Raw genomic sequence first — 23,675 nt, 5'->3', positions numbered from 1 at the left:
CGAGGACGGAGCTGACGCCGCTATCGCGGAAAAAGTGCATTTTTAGAGATGCCCTTTAAATAAAAGATAAACCGAACTAAAAGAAATCTTCTTTACCCCAACCTTTCACGATTGAAACCGTAATAACGATCAAAGTAATCACTCCCACCACAACAAAAAATGATTCTGACCAAGATGGCCAAATAAAACCCAGCTGTCTAAATGTACCCGCATTAAAGGCACCGGTAATTTCAGGATTACTGGCTATAAAGTTGAATGCGACGGTACTCACCACATTAGAAAAAACAATAACGATAATACTCCAGCCTTCCGACCCAGTGATAATACTTACCGTTAGAATTATGCAATACGCAGGTACTACGATTGCAAAAATCATCAAGTAAAGCGAAAGCACAACCGCTGGCATGTGGTTACTTACGGTAATCACAACAGCGATTACTGCAACATATAGCAACCACATCATCACAAAGACTAAACCGTTAAAGGCTAACTTAGTGAAAAAAGCTGCCGGGGAGAAACCGGTAAAGTCATGAGAAAAAGGTCATTCTTATCCTTTTTTTCAGCGACAACGGATTTCATAACAACGTGGCAATAGAACACCATAAAAGCAGTAATTGTGAGTATTGAACTGATAAACGAGGCGGGCTGACCAGGTATTAAGTTAATCGAAATACTCAGCAGGCCAACAATTGCATAACCAATTATGTGCGGAGAAAAAAAGCACCATTCTTTGAAAAACAATGCTCGAATTGTAGTGTTAACCCTAACGTTGCATTAGATATTGAGTTCAGGAGCTTGTAGAGTGGTATTTATAGCGTTGAACGGAGATTTTTTGGGATTGATACTAGTCACTCTAGGTGAGATCCAGAAAAATTGAGTACGACGTTAGAAATACTGCTATAGAAGCAGCGAAGCGATCCTGGGCCAAAAGTTAATGCAACGTTAGGGTTAAGCATAAGCTTTCAACTCCGAGCGCTGGCGGCTGTAGCGCACCTGATGAATAAAAATCTCTTCGAGCGTTAGCAGTTGCGTCTGACTGACGGTAAAGCCAAGCTGCGTAAAACGCTCGACAGCCGCATCATCAAACTGGGCATGAGTTAACGAGTAACCACCTGTATACGCCCTACAATCGAGAACCTCATCCATCATTGGTAAGGACCCTCCCCCAGCAAGCTCAACCCGACGCCATTTATCAAGGTAAGTTTCTTTATCTTGATGGGCGATAAGTTTCCCGCGGTCCATAAATGCAATGCTATCCGAAAGGCGCTCCACGTCCTGGGTAAATTGAGATGAAAACACCACACTATTTTCTTCGTTTAACATAATTTCGAACAACTGCGCGGTGAGCTCATAACGCGCAATGGGGTCTAACCCGGTAGAGGGTTCATCAAGTACAAGCAGCTGCGGACGCCGCGCCAATGCAAGTAGCAATGTGGTTTTAATTCGCTGCTCAAGCGACAACTCTTTAATTTTTTGCTGAGAATTTAATTCAAAATTGCGCAGAAGCTTCTGAGCGAAGGCGTCGTCCCAGCGAGAAAATAACTTTTTTATAAAGCCCATGTGCCATTCAATTGTGGTATCCGCAAAAAGCCGCATGTCTTCAGAAACAAATGCCGCCCGCTCTTTCAGCCAAACCGCGTGTTCAGGTATTGCTCGCCCCAGCACATTAACTTCGCCTGAGTCCTGTCGCAACAAGCCCATTATTAGGCGCAAACAGGTCGATTTTCCGGCCCCATTTGGCCCTACAAGCCCTAAGACTTCACCATGAGGCAAACACAAATCCAGGCCATCTAAATCGAAATGACGGTAGTGCTTACTCACATTAGACAATTCAACACTGAAGGCCGTGGCTGACTCACTCATCATTTCGCTCCTCAATTTGAGACTGCATTAACTGCAACAATTTATCCTGAGGCATATCTAAAAATTCCGCTAAAGCGATGACCCTATCGATGGCAGACAACAATTCAGTCCGTTTTAAGTGTGCAACGGACTGACTTTTCTCTGCCACAAACGAGCCTAACCCGTGGCGCGTTAAAATCACATTTTCTCTTTCCAACTCCTGATATGCTCGTTTCACGGTAATCACACTCACGTTAATGGCTACGGCTAACTCCCTAATAGAAGGCAAACCCTCCCCCTCAGCCCACTCGCCTTTGAGAATGAGCTGCTTGATATTGTCCATAATCTGCACGTACATCGGACGCCCGTCCGCCTGCGACAACTGAAATGGTTGATCCATAAATTGGCTAACGCCCAACTGTATATAGAGTATATACACAGTATACTCTTCATCGGGAATCTCAGTAAATAACTTTATGTGATCAACCTAAAAACCGCACCTTACGAAAACCAGAAAAGCCAAAACCCAAAAAGCCCAGCATTGCTGGGCTTAAAGTTTTGAAGCCTCGCTGCAAGTATGGCTAGCTAGCTTCAGGGATAATATGCACATCGCGTTGAGGGAACGGGATGGTTAGGCCGGCCTCTTCGACAGCCGCCTTGAGCAAAGGTCTAGAATCAAAATAGAACGACCAATAATCTTCTGTCTTTACAAATGCACGCACTAAAAAATCAACCGAGCTTGCACCAAGATCAACGACGGCAACTAGGTTATCTTGATCTTGTAAAATACGAGGATCATTTTTTAATACAGCCTCCATGGCCTCTTTACCTTTAGCGATATCATCTGAATAGGATATACCTATCGCGACTTCTACCGCGCGCACTTCGCTGGCAGTGTGATTAATAATATTGCCATTAGCTAGCGGGCCATTAGGGACGATAATTGTGCGCTTATCAAAAGTTTTAAGCGTAGTAACAAAAATACCTATATCAATCACTACTCCTTCTAAACCCTGCGCTTCAACATAATCCCCCACTTTAAACGGGCGGAAAATCAGCACCATCACACCACCGGCAAAGTTTGACAAACTACCTTGCAATGCCAAGCCTACTGCCAAACCCGCAGCACCCAGCACCGCTACAAAAGAGGTTGTTTCAATCCCCACCATAGAGGCCACACTAATAACCAACAATACCTTTAGAATAATTTCAAAGATATTGGCAAGAAACTTAGCAAGGGTTTCATCGGGTAAGCCTTTTACGGTAGATTTGCGCACCAGATCGCTCATCCGGCCAATAATCCATAGCCCAAGCACCAAAACCACAATCGCCAAAACAAAACGACCGCCATAAATTGTGACTAGCTCCCACAACTTTTCCGCATGTGTTTGCATTTGTATCTGAACATCTTCCATTATTTTCTCCTCATTTGATTGATTTATTCTGTAACTATTTAGCCATAAAAAATTATTGCCGACTCGGGGGCTGATTGATTATTTTCTAAGTATTCACGCGCCGGGAGCGCATGCATAGCACCCATGGATGGCTTGAGCGGCCTAGAAAATGATCGATTAGCACTCAATTGTGCAGATGGCTGAATATTTTATTTATTGGCAGGTATAGCCGCCATCAACCGGCACCAAGGCGCCCGTCATAAAGCTATTTTCATCAGATAACAAAAAACACGCGACTCGCGCGATTTCAGCAGGTTCAGCTATACGCTTAATGGGCTGAGCATCTTCTAGAATTGCCATTACCTCGCCATCGCTCGCGCCAGTAATAGACTTAAATTTATCGACCGCCTTATGGAGCAAAGGCGTATCAATAGTGCCAGGGCAAATGCAATTGATGCTGATATTGAATTCGGCATAATCAATAGCGGTACTTTTAGTCAGCTGTGCAACGGCGCCTTTAGTCATGCCATAAGCCGCACTCATCCCCTTACCCACAAAGGATTGATCCGACCCCATAATCAAAACCTTACCCTGTCGCTGTTCTTTCATAATGGGCAATACAGCTTTAAGCGTAAAGAATACACCCTTGCAATTTACCGCCAATACTCGCTCAAACTCATCCACACTGGTTTGCTCGATATTCGCAAATAGATGTATGCCGGCATTCGCAAACAGCAGATCAACCCGGCCGCTTTCATCCAACACCTGAGCAACCGCCTTTTCTACTTGCTCGTAATTACTTACATCGCACGCGATATAACTGCAAGCATCACTTTCAACATCAACAATATCCAAGTTATAGACTTTCGCGCCTTGCGCGCAGAGCTTTAAAACTACCTCTCTGCCTATCCCTGTGGAGCCACCGGTCACTATGGCCACTTTCTTACTGAAGCTCATTACCACCCCCGTTATTAAACACATTAATAAAGCAATATATTAACACTGCTTTATTAAGCTTTTTACAAAGGCTTACGATAAGACGTTAACTTTAATTGCTGTAAATAGGCTGAGTGTGCACACTCGCAAGGCGTCATAAACAAATCATCCTCAGCGGCATGCATTTTCGTTACTCGGGATTCCAATGCGCACTGCGACTCTAGCTCTCCATCATGCAAAATATGCCCAAGTGGCACATTTGGGTAGCTCCGCGCCCAATAATGCCCGATTAGTAAACTGCGATGGCACGTAGCTGGATCTTTTTCTGCACACATCAGCGCAATACTCAGCGGTTTATTTAAACCGTTATTTAGACGATTAATACCTGCCTTGAATAAGGCCGAGGCCATTAGACGGTCGAATTGTACTTGGCCTAGCTCGTCATAATGCGCATCATCTTTTGAGCGCGGGCCCAGCTCGTCACCAAGGTATACATAATAAATACCCTCGGTTTTTAAACGCGCTTCAATCGCTTCTTTGTGATAATCAAAAAATGCTTTGCTATAAGGTACCGAACGTACATCGGCAACCGCTTGAATATTGTGGCGCTGCAATTGTGCAACGAAGGTATCTATCGGCTTAGTGGCATAACCAATGGTAAACAAAGACATAAATTCTACGCTCCAAAAACAAAAAAACCGGCCATTGGCCGGTTTTAAATTATTGCGTATTAATGCTTATAGTAATAAACGGCGAACATCGCCAAGCACTGTACTTAAGTAAGTCAGGAAGCGCCCGGCATCACTACCGTTAACTGCACGGTGATCGTAAGAAAGACTTAGCGGCAACATCATACGCGGCTGGAAGGCTGCGCCATCCCACACCGGCTGCATGCTTGCTTTAGAGACACCCAGAATGCCTGCTTCAGTTGTGCTCACCATAGGTGTAAAACCGGTACCGCCAAATGGGCCCAAGCTAGAAATAGTAAAGCAACCGCCTTGCATTTCGGCCGGCTTCAATTTGCCGTCACGCGCCTTACCGGCCAACTCCACAACTTCGCGAGCAATATCGTAAATGCCTTTTTGATCGACATTTTTAATCACTGGCACCATCAAGCCACGCGGGGTATCCACCGCAACAGCAATATGGATAAACTTCTTCTGAATAATGTGCTCACCGTCATTATGCATTGCCACATTAAAACTTGGCTCTGCCTGTAAAGCAGCGGCAGCCGCTTTAATAATGAACGGTAGCGGCGTTAACTTAACGCCTGATTTTTCAGCTTCGGCTTTCATGCCTTTGCGGAAACTTTCGATATCGGTAATATCGGCATCATCAAATTGCGTGACACGCGGAATATTTAGCCAGTTACGCGTCATAGCTTCTGCGGTTAGCTGCTTGATCTTGCTCATTTTCACAAGTTCAACTTCACCAAACTGGGCATAATCCACGTCGGGCACGGCTGGAATACCAGCGCCGCTAGTCACACCGCCGCCGGAAGCACGCTTTTGCATCACGTTTTTGACAAAGCCATGAACATCGTCAAACGAAACACGGCCGCGCGTACCCGTACCTTTGACCTCGGCAAGGTTAACGCCAAGCTGGCGAGCTAGTTTGCGTACCGCAGGACCGGCATAGACTTCGCTAGAGGAAACGACTATTTCAGCGCCAACCGACGACGCAGGTACTGGTTCGGCTTTAGCCGGAGCAGACGTGACAGCGGGAGCTGGTGCTGCCGCTTTTGGGGCCTCTGGTGCAGGGGCAGCTGCTGGCGCAGCACCCTCGACTTCCATTTGACCAATCACATCACCCTGGCTAGCTTTATCACCCACTTTAATCGTGAATGCGGTTATTTTACCGCTCGCAGGTGCGGGGATTTCCATACTGGCTTTATCGGATTCTAAAACAATAAGGCTATCGCCTTCGCTTACGGTATCGCCCACCGCGACAAAAACTTCTATAACCTCTACGCCTTCTGCACCACCGATATCCGGTACCGGAATATCTGTAACACTCGCCTCTGGTGCACTCGCTGCTGCCGGAGCCGGCTCAGCGGCTGGCTCTGGAGCGGCAGCTGGCTCTGGAGCAGCGGCATCGCCTTCCACTTCAAGCTCAAGCATTGGCGTGCCTTCCGCGACTTTATCGCCCTCTTTAACCAATATGGCTTTTACCACGCCGCCTTTTGGCGAAGGGATATCCATACTGGCTTTATCGGACTCTAGCATCAGCACTTCTTGATCGGCGGCTATCGTATCGCCAACCGCAACGCTAATCTCAATGACATCAACGCCTTCTGCGCCGCCAACATCAGGGATGTTAATTATTTCAATCGCCACAATAGACTCCTATACCGTCAAGGGCTCGGCTTTTTCAGCATCGATGCCATATTTTGCCATGGCTTCTACAACCACTTTCGCGTCAATTTTGCCTTGGTCTGCCAACGCCTTAAGCGCCGTCACGGCAACGTAGTTACGATCCACCTCGAAGAACTCGCGCAACTTACTGCGTGAATCACTGCGACCAAAACCATCTGTACCCAACACGTAGTAATCGCCAGGGATGTAATTGCGCAATTGCTCAGAATAATTTTTGATGTAATCCGTCGAGATAATGAACGGGCCGTCTTGTTTTTCAAGCGTTTGGGTCACGTAAGCTTTTTTGGCCGGTTGATCGGGGTGGAAGCGATTCCAGCGCTCAACTGTTTGCGCTTCACGTGTTAGCTCGTTGGTGCTTGTGACACTCCAGATGTCTGATTCCACACCAAAGTCTTTGCGTAACAATTCGGCTGCCGCTTCAACTTCGCGCAAAATAGAACCCGCCCCCATCAACTGTACGCGGTGCTTGCCTTTAGGCGTTTTCTTGCCTGCGGCCAATTGATAAATACCTTTAATAATGCCTTCTTCGGCACCTTCTGGCATATCTGGGTGGGTATATTCTTCGGTCATGGTGGTGATGTAGTAAAAGACATTCTCTTTTTCAGCATACATACGGCGCAAACCGTCTGTAATAATCACCGCCAACTCAAAGCCATAAGTGGGGTCGTAGCTGCGACAGTTAGGAATGGTATTTGCCATCACATGACTGTGACCATCTTGGTGCTGCAAGCCTTCGCCGTTAAGCGTGGTGCGCCCTGCGGTGGCACCAATTAAAAAGCCACGCGCTTGAGCGTCGCCCGCTAACCAGGCTAAATCACCAATGCGCTGGAAGCCAAACATCGAGTAGTACACGTAAAACGGCACCATCGGCATTTTGTAGTTGCTATAGGCCGTAGCAGCAGCAACCCAAGCCGACATAGCGCCTGCTTCGTTGATGCCTTCTTCCATGATCTGGCCTTTTTTATCTTCTTTGTAGTACATGATCTGCTCGTGATCATGCGGGGTATATTGCTGGCCAGCCGAGCTATAAATACCTAACTGGCGGAACATACCTTCCATACCAAAAGTACGGGCTTCGTCAGGCACAATAGGCACTAGATTTTTGCCCATGTTTTTGTCTTTCGCCAACGCCGACAAGTATTGTACAAACGCCTTAGTCGTCGACATTGTTCGCTCGCCCGTCGTCTTTAAAAGACGCGGGAATTTATCGAGCCCGGGGGTTTCGAGCGGCGTAAAGTCACTGACGCGCGATGGTAAATAACCATTCAACGCTTCACGGCGAGACTTTAGGTACTTAATTTCAGGCGAGTCTTCTGCGGGGCGATAAAACGGAACATCTTTAACCTGCTCGTCCGTTAGCGGAATATTAAAGCGGTCGCGAATACGCAATAAATCTTCGGCGCCCAGCTTTTTAACGTTGTGCGCAATATTGACAGACTCGCCACCGGCCGCACCCAAACCATAACCTTTAACAGTTTGTGCCAGAATAACCGTTGGCTGCCCTTTGTGGTTTGTCGCTTCGTGATATGCGGCATACACCTTTTGAGGGTCGTGACCACCACGGCTTAAATGCATAATGTCGTCATCGCTCATATCTTCTACAAGCGAGAGTAACTCTGGGTATTTACCGAAGAAGTGCTTACGGGTGTAAGCGCCGCCGTTGGCCTTGTAGTTTTGCAACTCGCCATCAACCACTTCGTTCATGCGTTGCTGCAATAAACCAGTGGTGTCTTTTTCAAGCAAGCGGTCCCAGCCTTTACCCCAAACCACTTTAAGCACATTCCAGCCTGCGCCACGGAACATACCTTCAAGTTCTTGAATAATCTTACCGTTACCGCGCACAGGGCCATCAAGACGCTGCAAGTTACAGTTAATCACAAAAATAAGGTTATCTAAGCCTTCACGGCCTGCTAACGATATTGCGCCTAAGCTTTCTGGCTCGTCACACTCACCATCGCCCAAAAACGCCCATACTTTACGATCACCGCGCGGCACCAATTCGCGAGCCGACATGTAACGCATAAAGTTAGCTTGGTAAATAGCCGTGATGGGACCAAGGCCCATAGATACCGTTGGGAACTGCCAGTAATCAGGCATTAACCAAGGATGCGGATAAGACGACAAACCCTTGCCATCAACTTCACGACGAAAGTTATTAAGCTGATCTTCGTTGATACGACCTTCTAGGTACGAGCGGGCGTAAATACCCGGAGCGATATGGCCCTGAAAGTAAACGCAATCGCCCATTTGCTCGCCGTTATTACCGCGAAAGAAGTGGTTAAAAGCTACATCGTATAAAGTCGCAGAAGAGGAGAAAGACGATATATGACCACCGAGGCCATCATCGTTATTCGCATTAGCACGAACAACCGTAGCAATTGCATTCCACCGAATTAATGAGCGAATTTTACGCTCTAACGCTAAATCACCAGGAATTTGTGCTTCCGCTGAAACGGGAATGGTATTGCTGTAGGGTGTAGTAATCGCGGACGGCAGGCGGACACCGGCCTGTGTCGCAGCGTTCGACAAGTTTGCCAGCAATTGTCCAGCACGCTCAGAACCGCTGTGTTTAATGACAGATTCTAGTGCGTCTAGCCACTCTTGTGTTTCAAGAGTATCGTTTTCCTCAAGCATCAAAGCCTCCTCATCCACTGCGCCTTACACAAAGTACGCAAGTTTCAGTAATAACAGGAACAAGCTGGCTCTTCCCTTTTCAGCTCGTCGTTTTTTAATATCAATTGCACTACTGAGTGCGCCGCCTAGTCTTAGGGGGCCACGCGGTAGCGGTGTGTTCATCTATACGCCATACCAACGAAGCGGTAGGTGTGAGCCAGTCGCAACCAAAAGACCCTGCTACCGCGCCTTCTTAGTAGCCGCAGCAAAGCTGTGAAAGTAGAAATAAGGTGTTACGCAACTGCCCCAATAACGATGAACTACAGATTAAGGCGCCACGATTCTACACAGATCAAATTCACATTTCTAGCTGTGCGTCGGGCCCGCCCATAGATAGGCGGGCCTATTGCGCAGTGTTACAGCTGTCACATTGCGCAATAGTCGTACCATCTGCTCAATTTACAGCTCGGCAAATACCGAGCGCATAATAAACAACTTAGGGGTACAGCAAGGAGGGAGCCTTGCCCTTAAAGGCCGCGTAATCAGTGATGTGAGGAATTAACGAGAATACCGTTTTAGGCTTATCTACCGTGGCATTTTGGGAATATAAAATCAGCTGACGCTTTTGGCTATCCGTTAAAAACTGGTTGTACCAAGCCTTGAAATCATCAAGCTGGTAATTTTCAACTGCGGCAATCAACGCCTCGTCGCGACTGAACGCCGTATCGCCACTGTTTAAACTTTGCCAGTATTGGCTTACCAGCGCATTCAAGTTTTTGGGTTTCTCGGATAACTGCCCTACCAACGCCAATTGATGGACATGAAACTGGGTGTCGAAGTCGGGTTTATAATCGGCTAAAAATGTCGATATCGCTCGCTCTAATGCCACAACATCCGCCTGCGGTGATTGCACAACAAAAACCGCACCTGGCACCTCCCGCACAGGGTAGTAACTGCCAAATACAATGTAACCTAGCTGCTGCTGGGTGCGCAGCTGGTGATAAAATGGCGTGCTCAAAGTTTGCGCAAACAACTGTAATGCGGCTTGTTCCTGCAGCGAATCATCGCTGCCCTGCAGGTAAAGCATCGTGGCGTTGTCTTGGTGCTCGGCTGCAATATCAATAGCGTTAGCCTGCACAAGCTGAGTCACCCTTGCTCCCACTTTCGATTTAAATGAGCGCCCATCGACCAATACGCGCTTTAGCTTTTTCGCCAGCTTTTTCGCATGCCGAGTATTAATATTGCCCGCGGTTAGCACCGTGACTTCACTTTGACGCAATAAATTCTCAGTAAAACCCGGCAAGGCTGTAGGCTCTAGCGCGGCTAGCGCATCAGCCATATCTGGTGCAGACCAATACGGCTGATAAAGCGTTGCCGCAAGGTGGCTCATCATTTGTCGGTAAGGCGTTTCTTTTTTGTCATTGCGATAACGTCGCACCAAAGCCTCTTGCATGCTTTTAAGGCGAGGCAACTCGGCAACAATCCCCTTACCTTTTTTGTAATTATTAAGCTGTTTTACCGTGTAATTTAGTAGCGGCTCAATGCTATCTGAATAACCACTAAAAACAAAATCGATGCCTCTCGAGGTGGCATTAATACTAAAGTTTGCGCCGGCCATTGCCGCTTGATATGTCACCGGATTGAGATCGGCTTCGATAGCGTCGGCCAGTAATTTCACCATCGCAGCATGTTCTGCAGATTGCTCTACTAACACTGATTTTAAGCGCACCCGCACTGTTGCTCGCGGTACAGAAAATTCGGTATTACTGACATGCCATGCATTAAAGCGAGCATGTTTTACAATTTGCTTGGGCTTATCGTGCGCCTCTTTTATCAACGCTAAGCTTTCTGGCACAAAGGGATTTTTAGCGGGTAGTGCGCTTTTATCTAATAGTACTTTATACGCTTCGTTTTTAGCCGGGTCGATATGCGCGGGCTTATAAGTTTGGTTAACCGCATAAGGCACTTCGTACAGCGCGGTTTTATCCGTGGTTTGCAATGATGGCGCAGTAACAATTCGCAAAACATTATCGGCATTTAAGTGGCCGGCAAAATTTTGAATCAATGCTTTGTCAAACTGCCCTAAACGATAATCCATTGAAAACAAAATGGGGCTATCAACTAGCTGCATTTTACTGGCGAGATGGCTTGCTTCCATCATGGCTTCGCCACGCTCTTTAAAATTAAAGTCTATTTCGCCTAAACGTTTTATTTCGTTAAAACGCCACTCGTTAATGCCCTCGCGCTGCAGGGTTTTAATGTAACTAAACAGCAAGCTATCAATGGTATCGACATGCTTCAAGCCTTCGGGTGTTAAGCTGATAGAAACACCAAACGTATCGCCTTGGCGCCAGCCCACCCCCCGCCCCGCAGAAAGGCTTTCTATCCAGCCTTGCTCTTTTAGCAACCATGCCAAACTACCTTCACCTTCATGCCCCAACACAAAGCCTAAATAGCTCAGCGGTTTTTTCATCCAATAGTCATTTTTAGGGATTGGGAAAAGGTAGCTGACCGAGCGCACTTCGGTATTGGGGGTAATATTGATTGAAGCTGGCAAAAATGACGCATTAAATAGCGGTGTGCTCGCTTCTTCGTGGGCGACGGGGAAATCTTTTATGGCTGAGAACAAAGGTTTTACCATCGCCCGTAGCTGTGGAAGTGTTTCTTTGCCCACCACCACCAAACGCATATTATTAGCCGCGTAGTAACGGTTATAGAAGCTGACTAACGCTTTGCGCAGCTCACCGTCTTCATTATGTAAGGAATCTAAATTACCCGTTCGAAAGCGCGACAAGGCGTGGCCCGGCGTAATCACCTGCCGCAGGACATCTTCTTGACGGCGGTACTCAGTCGAAAACTTAGAGCGAAACTCCGAATGCACCGCATTGCGTTCTCTGTCGACATACTCTTCGTTAAATAGTGGCCCTATAAAAAACTGCGCAAAACGATCCAGCGCCCCCGCCAAGTGATCAGCATTAACATCAAAGAAATAGTTGGTATGCATTAAGCTCGTATAGGCATTATGGCTACCGCCATGCTTTTGAATATAGGCTTGATACTCTTCGGAATCTGGGTATTTTTGTGTTCCCAAAAACAACATATGCTCTAAAAAGTGTGCCAAACCAGCACGCTCTAGTGGATCTTCTCCGCTGCCAACATTCACATCTAGCGCGGCCGCAGCCTTTTCAGCGTTGGGGTCAGAAATCAACAATACGGGTAGATTATTATTCAGCACAAAGTAATCAACTTGGCGAGCATCGTTAGGGCTAAGCTCTGGCTGCAGCCATTGTGGTTGCAAGCGCTGTGGCGCATTCACTGCCAGCGCCTCGGCACCGGGTGTTTCATGCACCGGCGCTTGCGAAGCTGTAACTTGAGCCTGAGCCACACACATAGAGGACAACCAGCTACATGCCAGCCCCAGGCCCACAGCACATACTTTATTATGTAACTTACCGATAATGCCCACACAGGCCAAGCGATGTCGTTTACAGACTGAATTCATTGTGTCCTCTTTATTTAAAAAAAACCGCGATAGTTTAGGACATATCGCGGTCTATTCGGTTCACCCACATTGTGCGTACGCTAGAACCTAGAGCTAACAGCTACACGATAACCACTACCCTTTTGCAGCAGCTTCTTCCATGCCGGCTTTTGCCGTAGGCCAAGCGGTTAATATCGCCTTAACTAAGGTTGCGAGCGGGATGGCAAAAAAGACCCCCCAAAAACCCCATAAACCACCAAAAACTAGTACAGCCAACACGATGGCTACGGGGTGCATTTTAACGGCCTCGGAAAACAGCAGAGGAACGAGAACGTTACCATCTAGCCCCTGAATAACACCATACGCCAACATAAGGTACATGAATTCGCTGCCCCAGCCCCACTGAAAAAAGCCAATAAGCGCAACGGGGATTGTTGCAACGGCAGCACCGATATAAGGAATAAGAACCGAAAGACCCACAATAACGGCCAACAAAAGGGCGTAATTGACCCCCAGCAGCGTAAACGTAATGACAGAAACCCCAGCAACAATGATAATTTCTACCACTTTACCTCGGACGTAATTAGCTATTTGCTGATTCATCTCGTGCCAAATTTGGCGCATAAGCGGGCGCCGGTTAGGTAACTTATTGCCCAACCAATCCACCATAGCGGCGCCATCTTTTAAAAAGAAAAACACCAAAATTGGTACTAATACTAAATAGATCAATACACCAAAGAGTATGGGTAGCTGCGCAATAGAGAAGGTTAAAATCTGCTGCGCCGTTTGCCCAAGTTCAGCGCTCGCTGCCGTAATTAACTGTGTCATTTGTTCTTTGGAGAGTAAATCTGGGTAGCTTTCGGGCAAAACCAATAACAGCTTTTGCGCTTGCTTTAGCATTTTGGGCGCTTCACCAGCTAGGTTTAACGTTTGCGACCAGATCGAAGGCAATAGCACCAACAGGATTAACACAATGGCACTAACGAGCAGTAAAAAAGCCATGGTGACCGCCGCGATATGCGGCACCCCCCAGTGCTCTAACCGCGCCACTACCCCCTGCAGTAAAAAAGCAATAATAATCGCAGCGATCATGGGTGCCAATACAACCCCCATAGTCACCAAAACCGCCACACTAACAACCAACAATACCGCAATTAAAATAGCTTCTTCGTCGGCAAAGTAACGTTCGATCCAGCGCTCAAAAACCTTAATCATGCGACACCTTCCGGTTTGTATTCACCTTTTTGCACATGGTATTCAAAAAAGCTTTCATGCTCATTAAATCGTAACAGTGTATGCGCAGAAAGCTCAGCAAATGCATGAAAATCGCGTACTGAGCCAGCATCTGTTGCCAGTACCCGCACCACATCGCCACTATTGCACCCATTAAGCGCAAGCTTGGCCTTAAGTAATGGCATGGGGCAATCTAACCCTCGCGCATCAACCTCAACGGTCGTTTTTATCGATTCATTAGACATAATTGTTATCAGCAGTAAGGGGAGTCATTGAGCACACATGGAATTATTTGCCGCATTGTAACTCTTATTACGGCATGATCGTATCAGCCTTAAGAGGCATAGCGCCCCTCAAGGCAGGATGTGATCCACTAAGATTTCACAATAGCGCTTGATGACACCCGTTTTTTTAGGCACTGTGCCATTTAATATGAAGAACCCGAGCTTTTGCATGACCTTTATCCGCACCCTTTGCGCCCTTGCACTTTGTGTCACTACATCAAAAAGCCTAGCTGCAGTTGAGCTTCCCAGTATTGGTGATAACAGCGCTGGGTTAATTTCCCCGTCTGTTGAATATGCCCTTGGTCGCAAGGCCCTGCGCCAATACCGTGCCTATTTCCCACAAGCGCAAGACCCTTACTTTGAGGCTTACCTTGATAGCCTGCTCGATAACATGGTGGTCCACAGCGGTTTGCCTGATAAGCCGTTATCTTTATTAGTTATTGACGACATGAGCTTAAATGCCTTTGCGGCGCCCGGCGGTATTGTTGGCGTTAATACTGGTACCTTTCTGATGGCACAAACTGAGCAGCAGCTTGCCTCTATTCTCGCGCACGAGCTAGCCCACCTTAGCCAACGCCACTACGCACGACGAGTTGCCTATCAAAAAAGTAAGGCACCATTAAACTGGGCCACCATGCTAGGTAGCATTTTAATTATGGCCGCCGGAGAGGCTGACGCCGGCATTGTCGCGATGACCGCAGCACAAGCCCAACAAATGAGTAGCTCTTTAGCCTTTAGCCGAGACATGGAGCGCGAAGCCGACCGAGTGGGGCTAGATACTATGATTAACGCGGGCTACGACCCACACGCCATGCCGCAAATGTTTGAACAGCTGCTGCGCGCCAGCCGCTACCGTGCCAAGGTACCTGAATTTTTACTGACCCACCCGGTTACCGAAAGTCGCATTAGCGATGCCAAGAACCGCAGTCAAAATTACCCTAAGCGCCACTACCCGAGCGATGAAAACTTTCAAATTCTAAAAGCACGCGCCATTTTACGCCATGAATCGAGCACCCAGTTTGCGGTAAAGCGGTTCACTAACGAGCTTAACGGCATTAGCTTATCGCCATTAACCGCACGCTACGGCTTAGTAACAGCACTAATCGAAAGCCGCCGCACAGAAGATGCACTGCGAGAATACGAAATTTTAGCCAAGGAGTACGGTCATTTATTGCCCGTGCGCATCGCTAGGGCCGACATCTATGCCGCCGAAGACCGCTTGGACTTGGCGATAGATATACTAAAGCGGGAACTCGCTATAACGCCAACCAACCATATTTTAAACGTGCGTTACGCCGAAATATTGATGCAGGCCTCACGCTATGAACTGGGTCAATCGGTGCTAACCGAGCACGTAAAACGCCACCCAGAAAACGCTTACGTGTGGTATTTACTGGCAGAGACACACGGCCTTGCAGGGCATATTCTCGAGGTGCATAAGGCACGTGCCGAGTACTTTATTTTGCTTGGTATTTACGAAAAAGCTGAAATTCAACTGCGCAATGCCCTTAAGCTCACTGAAGACACCAAATACGAAAAACCTAGGCTAGAGCAGCGCTTAGCGTATGTTCGCAAATTACAAAACGAGAAACTGTAATACGCAATGAATTTAAAATGCCCCGCTTGCCAGCAAGTCCTTAACGCATTCCCCGAAAATACACCGCACAGCTTACGTTGCGAGAATAACCACAGTTACGACTTTGCCAAAGAAGGTTATGTAAACTTACTTTTAGCGCAAAAAAAACGCAGTAAAAACCCTGGCGACGACAACGCCATGATGCAATGCCGTCAGCACTTCCTCAACAAAGGTTATTATCAATTCCTGGTTGATACATTAGTGCAGTTACTCAAGCAGCATGCACCGGGTACAGTATTAGATGTTGGCTGCGGCGAAGGCTATTACGGCCACGCCTTCAAGCAACAAATGCCCCAGTTATCACTCTCTGGCTTCGACATTGCTAAGGGCGGCATAAAGCTAGCAGCTAAACGCCGCGTGTACGACCAATTAGCCGTAGCCAGCGCTTACGATATTCCTGTAATGCAAAGTAGCGTCGATTTAGCGCTGAGCATTTTCTCGCCGTTGGACGACAAGGAGCTTGCCAGAGTACTCACCACAAAAGGCATCCTCATCGCAGTTGGACCTGCCAGTAACCATCTACAAACTCTCGCAGAGCAGGTATATACGCAATTCAAGCCCCACCAAAATGGTTTTGCACTGTTAGATAATAGCCCGTACTTCAACAGCATTGAAACACTTCAAGTTGAACAAAAAACAACCATTACAGGGGCGGATATTTTCAACCTACTAACAATGACGCCCTACTACTGGAGTGCCAGCGAAGAAAAACAGCAGGCGATAAAAAAGCTAGAGGCGCTGACCACACCGCTAGCTTTTCAAATCAAACTCTATTGCCGCGCTTAAGGGTTATTTCTTTGCGCTGGGAATATCCTTTAGCAATGCATTAAAGGCATTGTTTAAACCCGTTTCAATTTCAGCATTGTTCAGCTGGTGATCAATACGCTTGGTTGCAACACCACGCCAAACCAGCTTATCTGATGTCGCATTCACAAAATCAAAGATTAAGGTGCCCTTTTTAAAGGTATCAATGTTGTACTCTTTACTTTGAACATACACCTCATTGCTTACACCTTCACCATGGCGCCAAACAAATCCATCTCCCATACCGGAATAAACATTCATGGCCGTTACATCAACAAGGTCCTGAGCCGTAAGTTCATAATTCACTAGAAAGTCGGCCTTAGCCGCGGCCACTAGCGCGTAGCCTTTTGCTGCCAACTGCTTATTAACAATCGCCTTTACCAAGCTGTCGACCTTTTTCTCTGCTGGATTTAAGCCTTGCTTGCTTTGAATGTGCCAGCTGTACGTGGCAAAGTCTTTGAATTCGTCAGTCACAACGTCAGTTTTTACATTCAAAGGGTTCGTTGAACAAGCGGTTATTGCGCACAGCAATAGCGCGATAATGGGCGTAATAAATACTAATTTCATGGTATTGATCCAACTGTTGTATCAAAAAATCACAGGATATAATGGCGCCCCATATAATGTTAAACGCCGGCGTTATGTTAAGCTTGCGCAGTATAACAACGACCTAGGCTTGTGCAATACAACAAAGCTTGAGCCCGTTCGCGCCGCCCAAATGCCTGATCACAATGACGAGTAGCAAATGATCATGAAACCCTCTTTTTTACGACTGCGTGCACCTATAGTTGCCAGCGCCATACTCACTAGCAGCCTCTTTGGTGCGCAAGCGGCCCACGCTCTCAACGTAAGTTTTTTGAAAAATTCTATTCTAGGGGACTTTTCTCACGAGGAAATTGCTGAATTTAAAAAATTTATCCGCGATGGACTAGACACCCTTGAGGACCACAAAGAAGTCACTTGGCGCAGCTCAACCAGTGATTTAGCCGGCAAGTACAAGGTGAAGTTCACTTATACCAGCGGCAATCATACCTGCCGCCGCTCTTTATTCTTGCTAGCCAACGGCGAAGCGCGCGAAGCCTACCGCTTTGACATTTGTAAAGTGGACAACCAGTGGCAAGTTAAAGATACGCCCGCTCGCCGCTTCACTGAGGACGACTGGGCAAAACTAAGCAATTCTGCAGAGCTGGCACTGGAGTCGGCAAATATTGGTCACCCGTACTCGTGGTACAACCCAGAAACTCAGCACTCAGGCGTCAATGTTGTCACGGCTAACTACCGTCAAAACAGCAAAAAATGCCGAGATATTGCGATATCTATTTCTGACAGCAAAGGCGAATCCTCCAACGGCAACTACAGTTTTTGCTTGGCTAAGGATAAAACGTGGCAACGAAACTTTTCGAACCACTAAATGCTCCAGCCCTTGCATCGTTTAGAAGCTTAACGCCGCGCATCAAGCCGGCGTTTAACTCGCAACCATTATCAATCTGCCACGGTCACGGCTAACTGCATTTTTAAGTCATTGCTAGAATTCACATCAAGCGCTAAAGGCTCAACCACTATTAACCGTTTAACGTCGATTGCGGATGCCGACAGCAATGTTTTCACATTATCCGCGCGCTGATTAGCTAGCGCCCTCAATGCTTCATTTGGAATCACTTCCTTCTCGACCAAGCGCTGTTTGACGGCTTTGGCATACGCTAGCTTATCGAGTGTTTTTTTATCCTCTGGCGATATAAATTGCTGTTCCAGCTGCGATAGCGCTGGGGTTAACAATAGCGTCTCGTAACGAGACTCTAAGTATTTAAGGTAATCTTTAGAGCTAAGCGACAAACTATCAAACTGCTCACCAAAGTACGCCTTTACTTGGCCGTTAAATTGCTGTTGCTGCAATGTAGCAAGATCCCACTGTTCATCAAAAACACCCGCAATATTGAGCGCCAATTCCGGCCTTGCCTTCATCGCTTTTGCCAAGCCATCAAGCTTTTCTCTTTCTGGCGGTGTAATGTCTGCGCGCCCAGGGGAGAATACCACCTGGCCAAAATTATCCGCATCGCCCCCAACAATACCAGCCAACAATCGAAAAGGAGACGTGATGGCACTTTTTAAAATTTTCACCAACGCCTGCCCAACCACATCACCCACTGAGAACTCGGGGCTATTCACATCACCCTTAACGGGAATGTTCATGGTAATTTTGCCGTCACCATCTTTTAACAAGGCAATGGCTAAATCCAAAGGTAAGTCCATAGCACCAGGCTGCTCAATAGACTCACCTAAATCAAACGACCTCAACACCACATTGTTATCGCCGATCATTTGCCCCTTATCAAGCGTGTACTTTAAATTGAGATCTAAACGCCCATCGGTAATTTTCCGCCCTGCAAACTTGACAGAGTAAGGCGTAAAATTAGGCACATTGACATTTTTAAAGCTCAAGGCAATATCAGAGGCCTGATCAAAAGCAAACGGACTTAAGCGCCCCTTCACACTCAACAAGCCGTATTCATCTAACTGCCCCTCCATTGTTAAGTCAGAGGCCGCTTGGCTTTGACTATCCAATGATTCAATACCGCCATTTAGGTGATGTATTTTGGTGGCAAAAGGCAAGGGTAAAGAGGCATCGGCAAAATAACCCCCGCCATCCACAATTTGAACACTGCCAATACTAAAATGAAAATTGGTTTCTGGATCTGCAGTATTTAGCGCCTCATCTTTAGGTTTTTTTACCGCTTGCGGTTCTTCTGGCGGAGGCGCCTGAGCAATTAAAATTTTATCAATCGTTGTTGTACCATCTTGCTCAATAGCAAAATCAGCAAATGGTTTATCCAATACTATACGATGAATACTCACAGCCTTATCTTGTGTTGCTGCCTGCACATTATCAAAGGTGAGTTTTTTCCAGCTCAAAATATCTTGAGAGGGGCCTGCTGCACCGTCAAAGTCATTCAGTATTTTAAGATCGGTAATCGCAAAAGTGCTTTCTATAGAGAAACCCTCCGATTGCGACTCGATTAATGCATTACCATTAAAAGCACCGTCACTCATCGAGACTTTTGCCACGCTCGCAATATAAGGTTGCAAGTGAGTTAACAAGAGCTGTTCGATATTAACGCTGGACTTTAAGCTTCCGAATGGCATGGGCACCACACTCCCCTGCCCCGATATATGCCCACCCAGCAAAGACAGGCCATAATCAAACGAAAGCGGGGCGTGATCTTTAAATACGTAATCGCGCAATGCTAGAGAAATATTCGAAATTTCGTATTCTGGGGAAGTTGCAATCGTTTTATCTAACCAGTGCAAAGCCCAACCATCCAATTCAAACAAAGTATTTTGCACAGACCACGGCATAGACTCTGCCACTTTAGCAGAGCCAAGTGCAGGAGCATTCTGCGTCGGCGCTACTGAGCCAGATGATGTTATTGCACTATTTGGACTAGAGCTTTTAGGGCCGGCATTAAACGACGCTAACAGATGCTCAACGTTAGTAATGCCCTCGGCATCGCGCTGCAACCAAATCTCCCCGCCGCGCATTGCAATATGAGGCAACAATACGGTTTGCTCTGGCCACTGCACGCTAGCATTAGCCAATGCGAACCGCTCTAAATAATATAGCGGTTCCAAGCTTGCCTTGTTTTTGACGCTAAGGTTATCTAGAGAAACATCGATATTATCCATAGAAACAGACAGCGGCTTTGAAGGCTCTGTGAACGCCTGCAGCTGATAGCTCAAAGACATTGAAAAATCGCCACTATCAATAACTATAGGCAACGAGTCCTGTAGATAATCAGACGCAATCACAGGGTATGGCCCCTTTACAGTAATCTCACCTCGACTACTCATCGGCGTAAGATCAATATCACCCTGCCAACTGACAGCTATACCACGATCGCCTTTGATCAATATGCGATGGACGCCGACGCGATCCGGCAGAGATGTTAGTTCGTCGATGCCAATATTAATCGGCCCAATAATGTTGCTAAATGGTGTTAGGGGCACGTTATCGACTAGCGTGGCCGATTCGACCTCTAAGCGGATATTGCGCACCAAAAAGCGAGGAAGCTCGGGGGAACCAGCATCACTATTGCGCTCTTCAGTATTGGATAGAACCGGCTCGCCGGGTGACACAGAAGACAACCATTTGTCCTGTAAGCGCGATAGCGTATTTTCAGCTTTACTATATCGCTCAAGGTGCGTAGTTAAACCGGTTAGCTCTAGGTGTTTTAATGTCCACGCCCAACGGAACAAACTTGACGCCTCAAAATCGATCAAAAAACGATCAAAACCAAAAACCTTCTCACCTTGCGGCTGATGCAACGCCAATTGCCGGATATCTACGGTAAAAATAAAAGGGTTTAGCCGTAAGCGCTCAACCTCTAAAGTTAACCCCAACCTCTGCTCGGCAAGTTTTTTAGCCTGAATAAGAGCCACCTTAGGCACGACAACACCCAAAAGAACTCCATACACCAGCACGGTACCCAAACACCACGCAATGCGCTTTTTGTGGGTTTTGAGTAAAACCAACATAACTGCCCCTTTAGAGATACTCATAGCATTACACCTCCCAAAAACTTAAAACGGCGCCACCATAAAGACACCGGCGTCAACACATACCCAAAATGCAGTTTAACAAGACTAACAGGCAATGGGCATGCTCTCGCTATACCCGCTTAAGGTTACAACCTCATTAATGAATACACATAACAACTACGACAGATGCAGCCTGTACACAACACTAGGATCCAAATTGAGAAACGCAAAGGACACCGGAGTCAAAGTAAAATGTTATGACAAACTGCAGCCTTAAGCCGGTAAGAAAATTTCTAGCCTTTCGCAAAGCTTGCAGCAATAACTGCATACAAAATAGATAATTAATCACCAGAAAACTTACAAAATGGGAAATCAAATATTTATAACCGTGACTTTTAGCTGGGCATCAAGGCTCAACTCCAGCGCCAAACCAACTACTCCTAACACCCAACAGCGAGGTTTTTAATAACAACCAAAACACAAGGAATATATTACACCTTTGAGAACTGACTTCTATTTTTAAAGAAATTACGTTTTAGCATTAAGACTAGCTGCCAATTCATTCCGGCTGAATCATAAAAAATACGAATTGCAACGAACACGGGTATACAAGTTATGCCACAAAGTATCAAAATTACTTAATGAATCCATAGCTAACACCCAGAGAATACAAGAAGAAATCTATTTATTTCATTTTGCTATATACGCAATTAAAAAACTTACAGCCGAACCTAGCGCTAAAAAACGCTTTTTGTAAGACAGAAGCCCTTCGGTAATAAGATCCAAAAGAAAAGCAGAGCCCCTATAAAAATAATTCAAACCCATAAAAATCAATATTACTGGGGTATTAAAAACCAAAAATGGCCAATAAAACACAAAACCAACACGTTGAAATTTACTAAAAATATTTAACGCACCCCAAAAATATCCAGAGTGTTTAACGCATCACGGTTTACTTTTAAAAAAATCAGCCTAAATCAACTCAGGTAGAGATCAAAAATTTCATTAGCATCTGTAGCTTCAAATTAATAATCACCAGCACTCATTTTTCTTTTTCATCCCAAATGTTGAAAAAAAATACGCACGACATCACGAATTAGAGGTATCGGCCATGGCTTACCGCGATTACTTATATATTATCGCGCTTACCTGATTGTCTTAGACCACCCCTCAGTGAGAAAAACTATGAAAATTTTATCAATACCAACCCTCGGTATATTATCGCTTACCCTAGCCGGCTGTATCGGCAAGAATAATTATGAACTTGATCCCGCAATCTGCGACCACCACCCTGGCGAATACGGCTGCCCTGCCGCCGATAGCTCTGATAGCTCTGCTCCTGACATTGTATCTTCAAGCGATACATCTGTAATTGTGTCTTCAAGCTCTGTGCCTGTAGTTGTTTCTTCTAGTTCTGCGCCTGTAATTGTGTCTTCAAGCTCTGCGCCTGTAGTTGTTTCTTCAAGCTCTGCACCTATAGTTGTTATATCATCAAGTTCGGCACCTGAAGCCTCTTCAAGCTCGGCTCCTGTCGCTAGCAGCTCTTCTGCTCCCACCGTAAATATCGAAGATTTAAGCTTTACTGAAGCATTGAGCGAAGACCAAAGCATTGAGGTAGACGCTGTTGCAAACTTAGGCGAGGCATTCATTAACCTTGTTGATAAAGACGCCTTCGACGCATTTTACTTAGACCTTGTCGCACAAGGCCTAGACGAAGCGGCAATTGCTAAAGCAGTGGCTGCGTTAACGCCTGTAGGTACAGCGATTGGTGCTGAGCTTATTTATGATATAGCCGCTCAATACGTAATACCGAAGTCCGAAGACATTAATGTTATTAAAACCAAAGAACGTTTGAACTTTTCCGGACAAACTTTGAGATATTCAGTTAATCAAGAAATTGATGATGTTGTTGTTGCTCTCGATATAGAATTACAGTTCCCTATTTCGGAGGCTGGGGCCAACATAGTGCTAGATAATGCGACAGGCATCACAACCTACAGCTTAACAGGTCTAACCATGTTAGAGGTGGTGGTTAACGAGCTTAAATTAACCACAACCGATGTAACAATTGCACTCGATACGACTAACCCAATACTGGCCTTTAAGGGAGGCATTAACTTAAAAGCAGTTACAGATTCTGATGGCGGCATTACATCGATAGAATTTGCGAGCCAACCTGTAGCCGTTCACTTAGAAGGCTCCGTTGTTAACGGCATTATCGGCGTAGATGGTGCTGCTATCGGTACTATTGGCACTAGTGATACCCCTATCGCATTGGATGTTCAAATTGATATGGCTGCCGACACAGCAACTATTGATGTAATACAACCTGATGTTACTGTTGAAATGCAAGGTGTTGACACCTCAAACTAAAATCGTAACACGCTTATCGGCAGTCACCATGATGTAATGCCAGTGAGCCGGAGAGGCCTTGCGAAGGTCTCCGTTAAATAGAGTAAATAGCCCAAGGGCGCTCTCCGCTAATATGGAGAGCGCCTTTTTTACGTTCTATTTTTCAGTAATTACATTGCCCCACGCAAAGAA

General features: G+C 46.3%; 17 protein-coding genes. 4 read left to right on the top strand and 13 right to left on the bottom strand.

Features of this window, described 5'->3' with window-relative positions; translation table 11 throughout:
• Window positions 1–76: 76 nt before the first annotated feature.
• The 11 genes from MARGE09_RS10805 to MARGE09_RS10755 all read right to left on the bottom strand — a co-directional run bounded on the left by MARGE09_RS10805 (window position 77) and on the right by MARGE09_RS10755 (window position 14,119).
• Window positions 77–463: a hypothetical protein gene (locus tag MARGE09_RS10805; RefSeq protein WP_236981827.1), complete on the bottom strand. Its 387-nt coding sequence runs from the start codon at window positions 461–463 to the stop codon at window positions 77–79.
• Between the two features lie 485 nt (window positions 464–948).
• Window positions 949–1,866 (bottom strand): ABC transporter ATP-binding protein, encoded by a 918-nt coding sequence (locus tag MARGE09_RS10800; RefSeq protein ID WP_236981825.1) that lies wholly within the window; start codon window positions 1,864–1,866, stop codon window positions 949–951.
• Window positions 1,856–2,281 (bottom strand): GntR family transcriptional regulator, encoded by a 426-nt coding sequence (locus tag MARGE09_RS10795; RefSeq protein ID WP_236981823.1) that lies wholly within the window; start codon window positions 2,279–2,281, stop codon window positions 1,856–1,858. Before MARGE09_RS10795 ends, MARGE09_RS10800 begins: the two co-directional genes overlap by 11 nt.
• A 142-nt stretch (window positions 2,282–2,423) precedes the next feature.
• Window positions 2,424–3,257, bottom strand: a complete 834-nt coding sequence (locus MARGE09_RS10790; RefSeq protein ID WP_236981821.1) for a mechanosensitive ion channel family protein — start codon at window positions 3,255–3,257, stop codon at window positions 2,424–2,426.
• Window positions 3,258–3,449: 192 nt separating this feature from the next.
• Window positions 3,450–4,193, bottom strand: coding sequence for an SDR family NAD(P)-dependent oxidoreductase (locus tag MARGE09_RS10785; protein WP_236981819.1), 744 nt, complete (start codon window positions 4,191–4,193; stop codon window positions 3,450–3,452).
• Window positions 4,194–4,255: 62 nt separating this feature from the next.
• Entirely contained in the window at window positions 4,256–4,843 is a 588-nt protein-coding gene (locus MARGE09_RS10780; RefSeq protein WP_236981818.1) for a DUF488 domain-containing protein, read from the bottom strand.
• 66 nt (window positions 4,844–4,909) lie between these two features.
• The gene (aceF, locus tag MARGE09_RS10775; RefSeq protein WP_236981816.1) at window positions 4,910–6,508 is read right to left on the bottom strand and encodes a dihydrolipoyllysine-residue acetyltransferase; all 1,599 of its coding nucleotides are present in this window, start codon (window positions 6,506–6,508) and stop codon (window positions 4,910–4,912) included.
• A gap of 9 nt (window positions 6,509–6,517) precedes the next feature.
• On the bottom strand, window positions 6,518–9,181 hold the full coding sequence (gene aceE, locus MARGE09_RS10770; protein WP_236981814.1) for a pyruvate dehydrogenase (acetyl-transferring), homodimeric type: 2,664 nt from the start codon (window positions 9,179–9,181) through the stop codon (window positions 6,518–6,520).
• 475 nt (window positions 9,182–9,656) lie between these two features.
• Window positions 9,657–12,662 (bottom strand): insulinase family protein, encoded by a 3,006-nt coding sequence (locus MARGE09_RS10765; RefSeq protein WP_236981812.1) that lies wholly within the window; start codon window positions 12,660–12,662, stop codon window positions 9,657–9,659.
• A gap of 114 nt (window positions 12,663–12,776) precedes the next feature.
• Window positions 12,777–13,856 carry an AI-2E family transporter gene (locus MARGE09_RS10760; RefSeq protein ID WP_236981810.1) on the bottom strand — a complete coding sequence of 360 codons (1,080 nt, stop codon included), beginning with the start codon at window positions 13,854–13,856 and terminating at the stop codon, window positions 12,777–12,779.
• Window positions 13,853–14,119, bottom strand: a complete 267-nt coding sequence (locus tag MARGE09_RS10755) for a sulfurtransferase TusA family protein (protein WP_236981808.1) — start codon at window positions 14,117–14,119, stop codon at window positions 13,853–13,855. Before MARGE09_RS10755 ends, MARGE09_RS10760 begins: the two co-directional genes overlap by 4 nt.
• Before the next feature lie 208 nt (window positions 14,120–14,327).
• On the opposite strand from MARGE09_RS10755, the gene MARGE09_RS10750 reads away from it, so the two are divergent.
• Window positions 14,328–15,755, top strand: coding sequence for a M48 family metalloprotease (locus MARGE09_RS10750; protein ID WP_236981807.1), 1,428 nt, complete (start codon window positions 14,328–14,330; stop codon window positions 15,753–15,755).
• A gap of 6 nt (window positions 15,756–15,761) precedes the next feature.
• On the top strand, window positions 15,762–16,580 hold the full coding sequence (locus tag MARGE09_RS10745; protein ID WP_236981805.1) for a putative RNA methyltransferase: 819 nt from the start codon (window positions 15,762–15,764) through the stop codon (window positions 16,578–16,580).
• Window positions 16,581–16,583: 3 nt separating this feature from the next.
• Here the strand turns inward: MARGE09_RS10745 and MARGE09_RS10740 are convergent, their stop codons facing one another.
• On the bottom strand, window positions 16,584–17,165 hold the full coding sequence (locus tag MARGE09_RS10740) for a DUF4136 domain-containing protein (RefSeq protein ID WP_236981803.1): 582 nt from the start codon (window positions 17,163–17,165) through the stop codon (window positions 16,584–16,586).
• A 178-nt stretch (window positions 17,166–17,343) separates the two neighbouring features.
• On the opposite strand from MARGE09_RS10740, the gene MARGE09_RS10735 reads away from it, so the two are divergent.
• Window positions 17,344–18,009: a hypothetical protein gene (locus tag MARGE09_RS10735; protein WP_236981801.1), complete on the top strand. Its 666-nt coding sequence runs from the start codon at window positions 17,344–17,346 to the stop codon at window positions 18,007–18,009.
• A 71-nt stretch (window positions 18,010–18,080) separates the two neighbouring features.
• On the opposite strand, the gene MARGE09_RS10730 is transcribed toward MARGE09_RS10735, so the two are convergent.
• Entirely contained in the window at window positions 18,081–21,152 is a 3,072-nt protein-coding gene (locus MARGE09_RS10730; RefSeq protein WP_236981799.1) for a DUF748 domain-containing protein, read from the bottom strand.
• 1,164 nt (window positions 21,153–22,316) lie between these two features.
• Here MARGE09_RS10730 and MARGE09_RS10725 point away from each other — a divergent pair.
• Window positions 22,317–23,504, top strand: coding sequence for a hypothetical protein (locus MARGE09_RS10725; protein WP_236981797.1), 1,188 nt, complete (start codon window positions 22,317–22,319; stop codon window positions 23,502–23,504).
• Window positions 23,505–23,675 lie beyond the last annotated feature (171 nt).

It is taken from the genome of Marinagarivorans cellulosilyticus (assembly GCF_021655555.1).
In the GTDB taxonomy this organism is placed as follows: Bacteria; Pseudomonadota; Gammaproteobacteria; order Pseudomonadales; family Cellvibrionaceae; genus Marinagarivorans; species Marinagarivorans cellulosilyticus.
This window is presented reverse-complemented; position numbering and strand designations above follow the sequence as displayed.

Excerpts from the sequence above, each read along its gene's own strand:
- MARGE09_RS10760 (WP_236981810.1), bottom strand. The coding sequence starts at position 13,856 with ATGATTAAGGTTTTTGAGCGCTGGATCGAACGTTACTTTGCCGACGAA.
- MARGE09_RS10725 (WP_236981797.1), top strand. The coding sequence starts at position 22,317 with ATGAAAATTTTATCAATACCAACCCTCGGTATATTATCGCTTACCCTA.
- MARGE09_RS10800 (WP_236981825.1), bottom strand. The coding sequence starts at position 1,866 with ATGATGAGTGAGTCAGCCACGGCCTTCAGTGTTGAATTGTCTAATGTG.
- MARGE09_RS10790 (WP_236981821.1), bottom strand. The coding sequence starts at position 3,257 with ATGGAAGATGTTCAGATACAAATGCAAACACATGCGGAAAAGTTGTGG.
- MARGE09_RS10765 (WP_236981812.1), bottom strand. The coding sequence starts at position 12,662 with ATGAATTCAGTCTGTAAACGACATCGCTTGGCCTGTGTGGGCATTATC.
- MARGE09_RS10785 (WP_236981819.1), bottom strand. The coding sequence starts at position 4,193 with ATGAGCTTCAGTAAGAAAGTGGCCATAGTGACCGGTGGCTCCACAGGG.
- aceE (WP_236981814.1), bottom strand. The coding sequence starts at position 9,181 with ATGCTTGAGGAAAACGATACTCTTGAAACACAAGAGTGGCTAGACGCA.
- MARGE09_RS10755 (WP_236981808.1), bottom strand. The coding sequence starts at position 14,119 with ATGTCTAATGAATCGATAAAAACGACCGTTGAGGTTGATGCGCGAGGG.
- MARGE09_RS10780 (WP_236981818.1), bottom strand. The coding sequence starts at position 4,843 with ATGTCTTTGTTTACCATTGGTTATGCCACTAAGCCGATAGATACCTTC.
- MARGE09_RS10745 (WP_236981805.1), top strand. The coding sequence starts at position 15,762 with ATGAATTTAAAATGCCCCGCTTGCCAGCAAGTCCTTAACGCATTCCCC.
- MARGE09_RS10740 (WP_236981803.1), bottom strand. The coding sequence starts at position 17,165 with ATGAAATTAGTATTTATTACGCCCATTATCGCGCTATTGCTGTGCGCA.
- MARGE09_RS10730 (WP_236981799.1), bottom strand. The coding sequence starts at position 21,152 with ATGAGTATCTCTAAAGGGGCAGTTATGTTGGTTTTACTCAAAACCCAC.
- MARGE09_RS10805 (WP_236981827.1), bottom strand. The coding sequence starts at position 463 with ATGATGTGGTTGCTATATGTTGCAGTAATCGCTGTTGTGATTACCGTA.
- MARGE09_RS10750 (WP_236981807.1), top strand. The coding sequence starts at position 14,328 with ATGACCTTTATCCGCACCCTTTGCGCCCTTGCACTTTGTGTCACTACA.
- MARGE09_RS10735 (WP_236981801.1), top strand. The coding sequence starts at position 17,344 with ATGATCATGAAACCCTCTTTTTTACGACTGCGTGCACCTATAGTTGCC.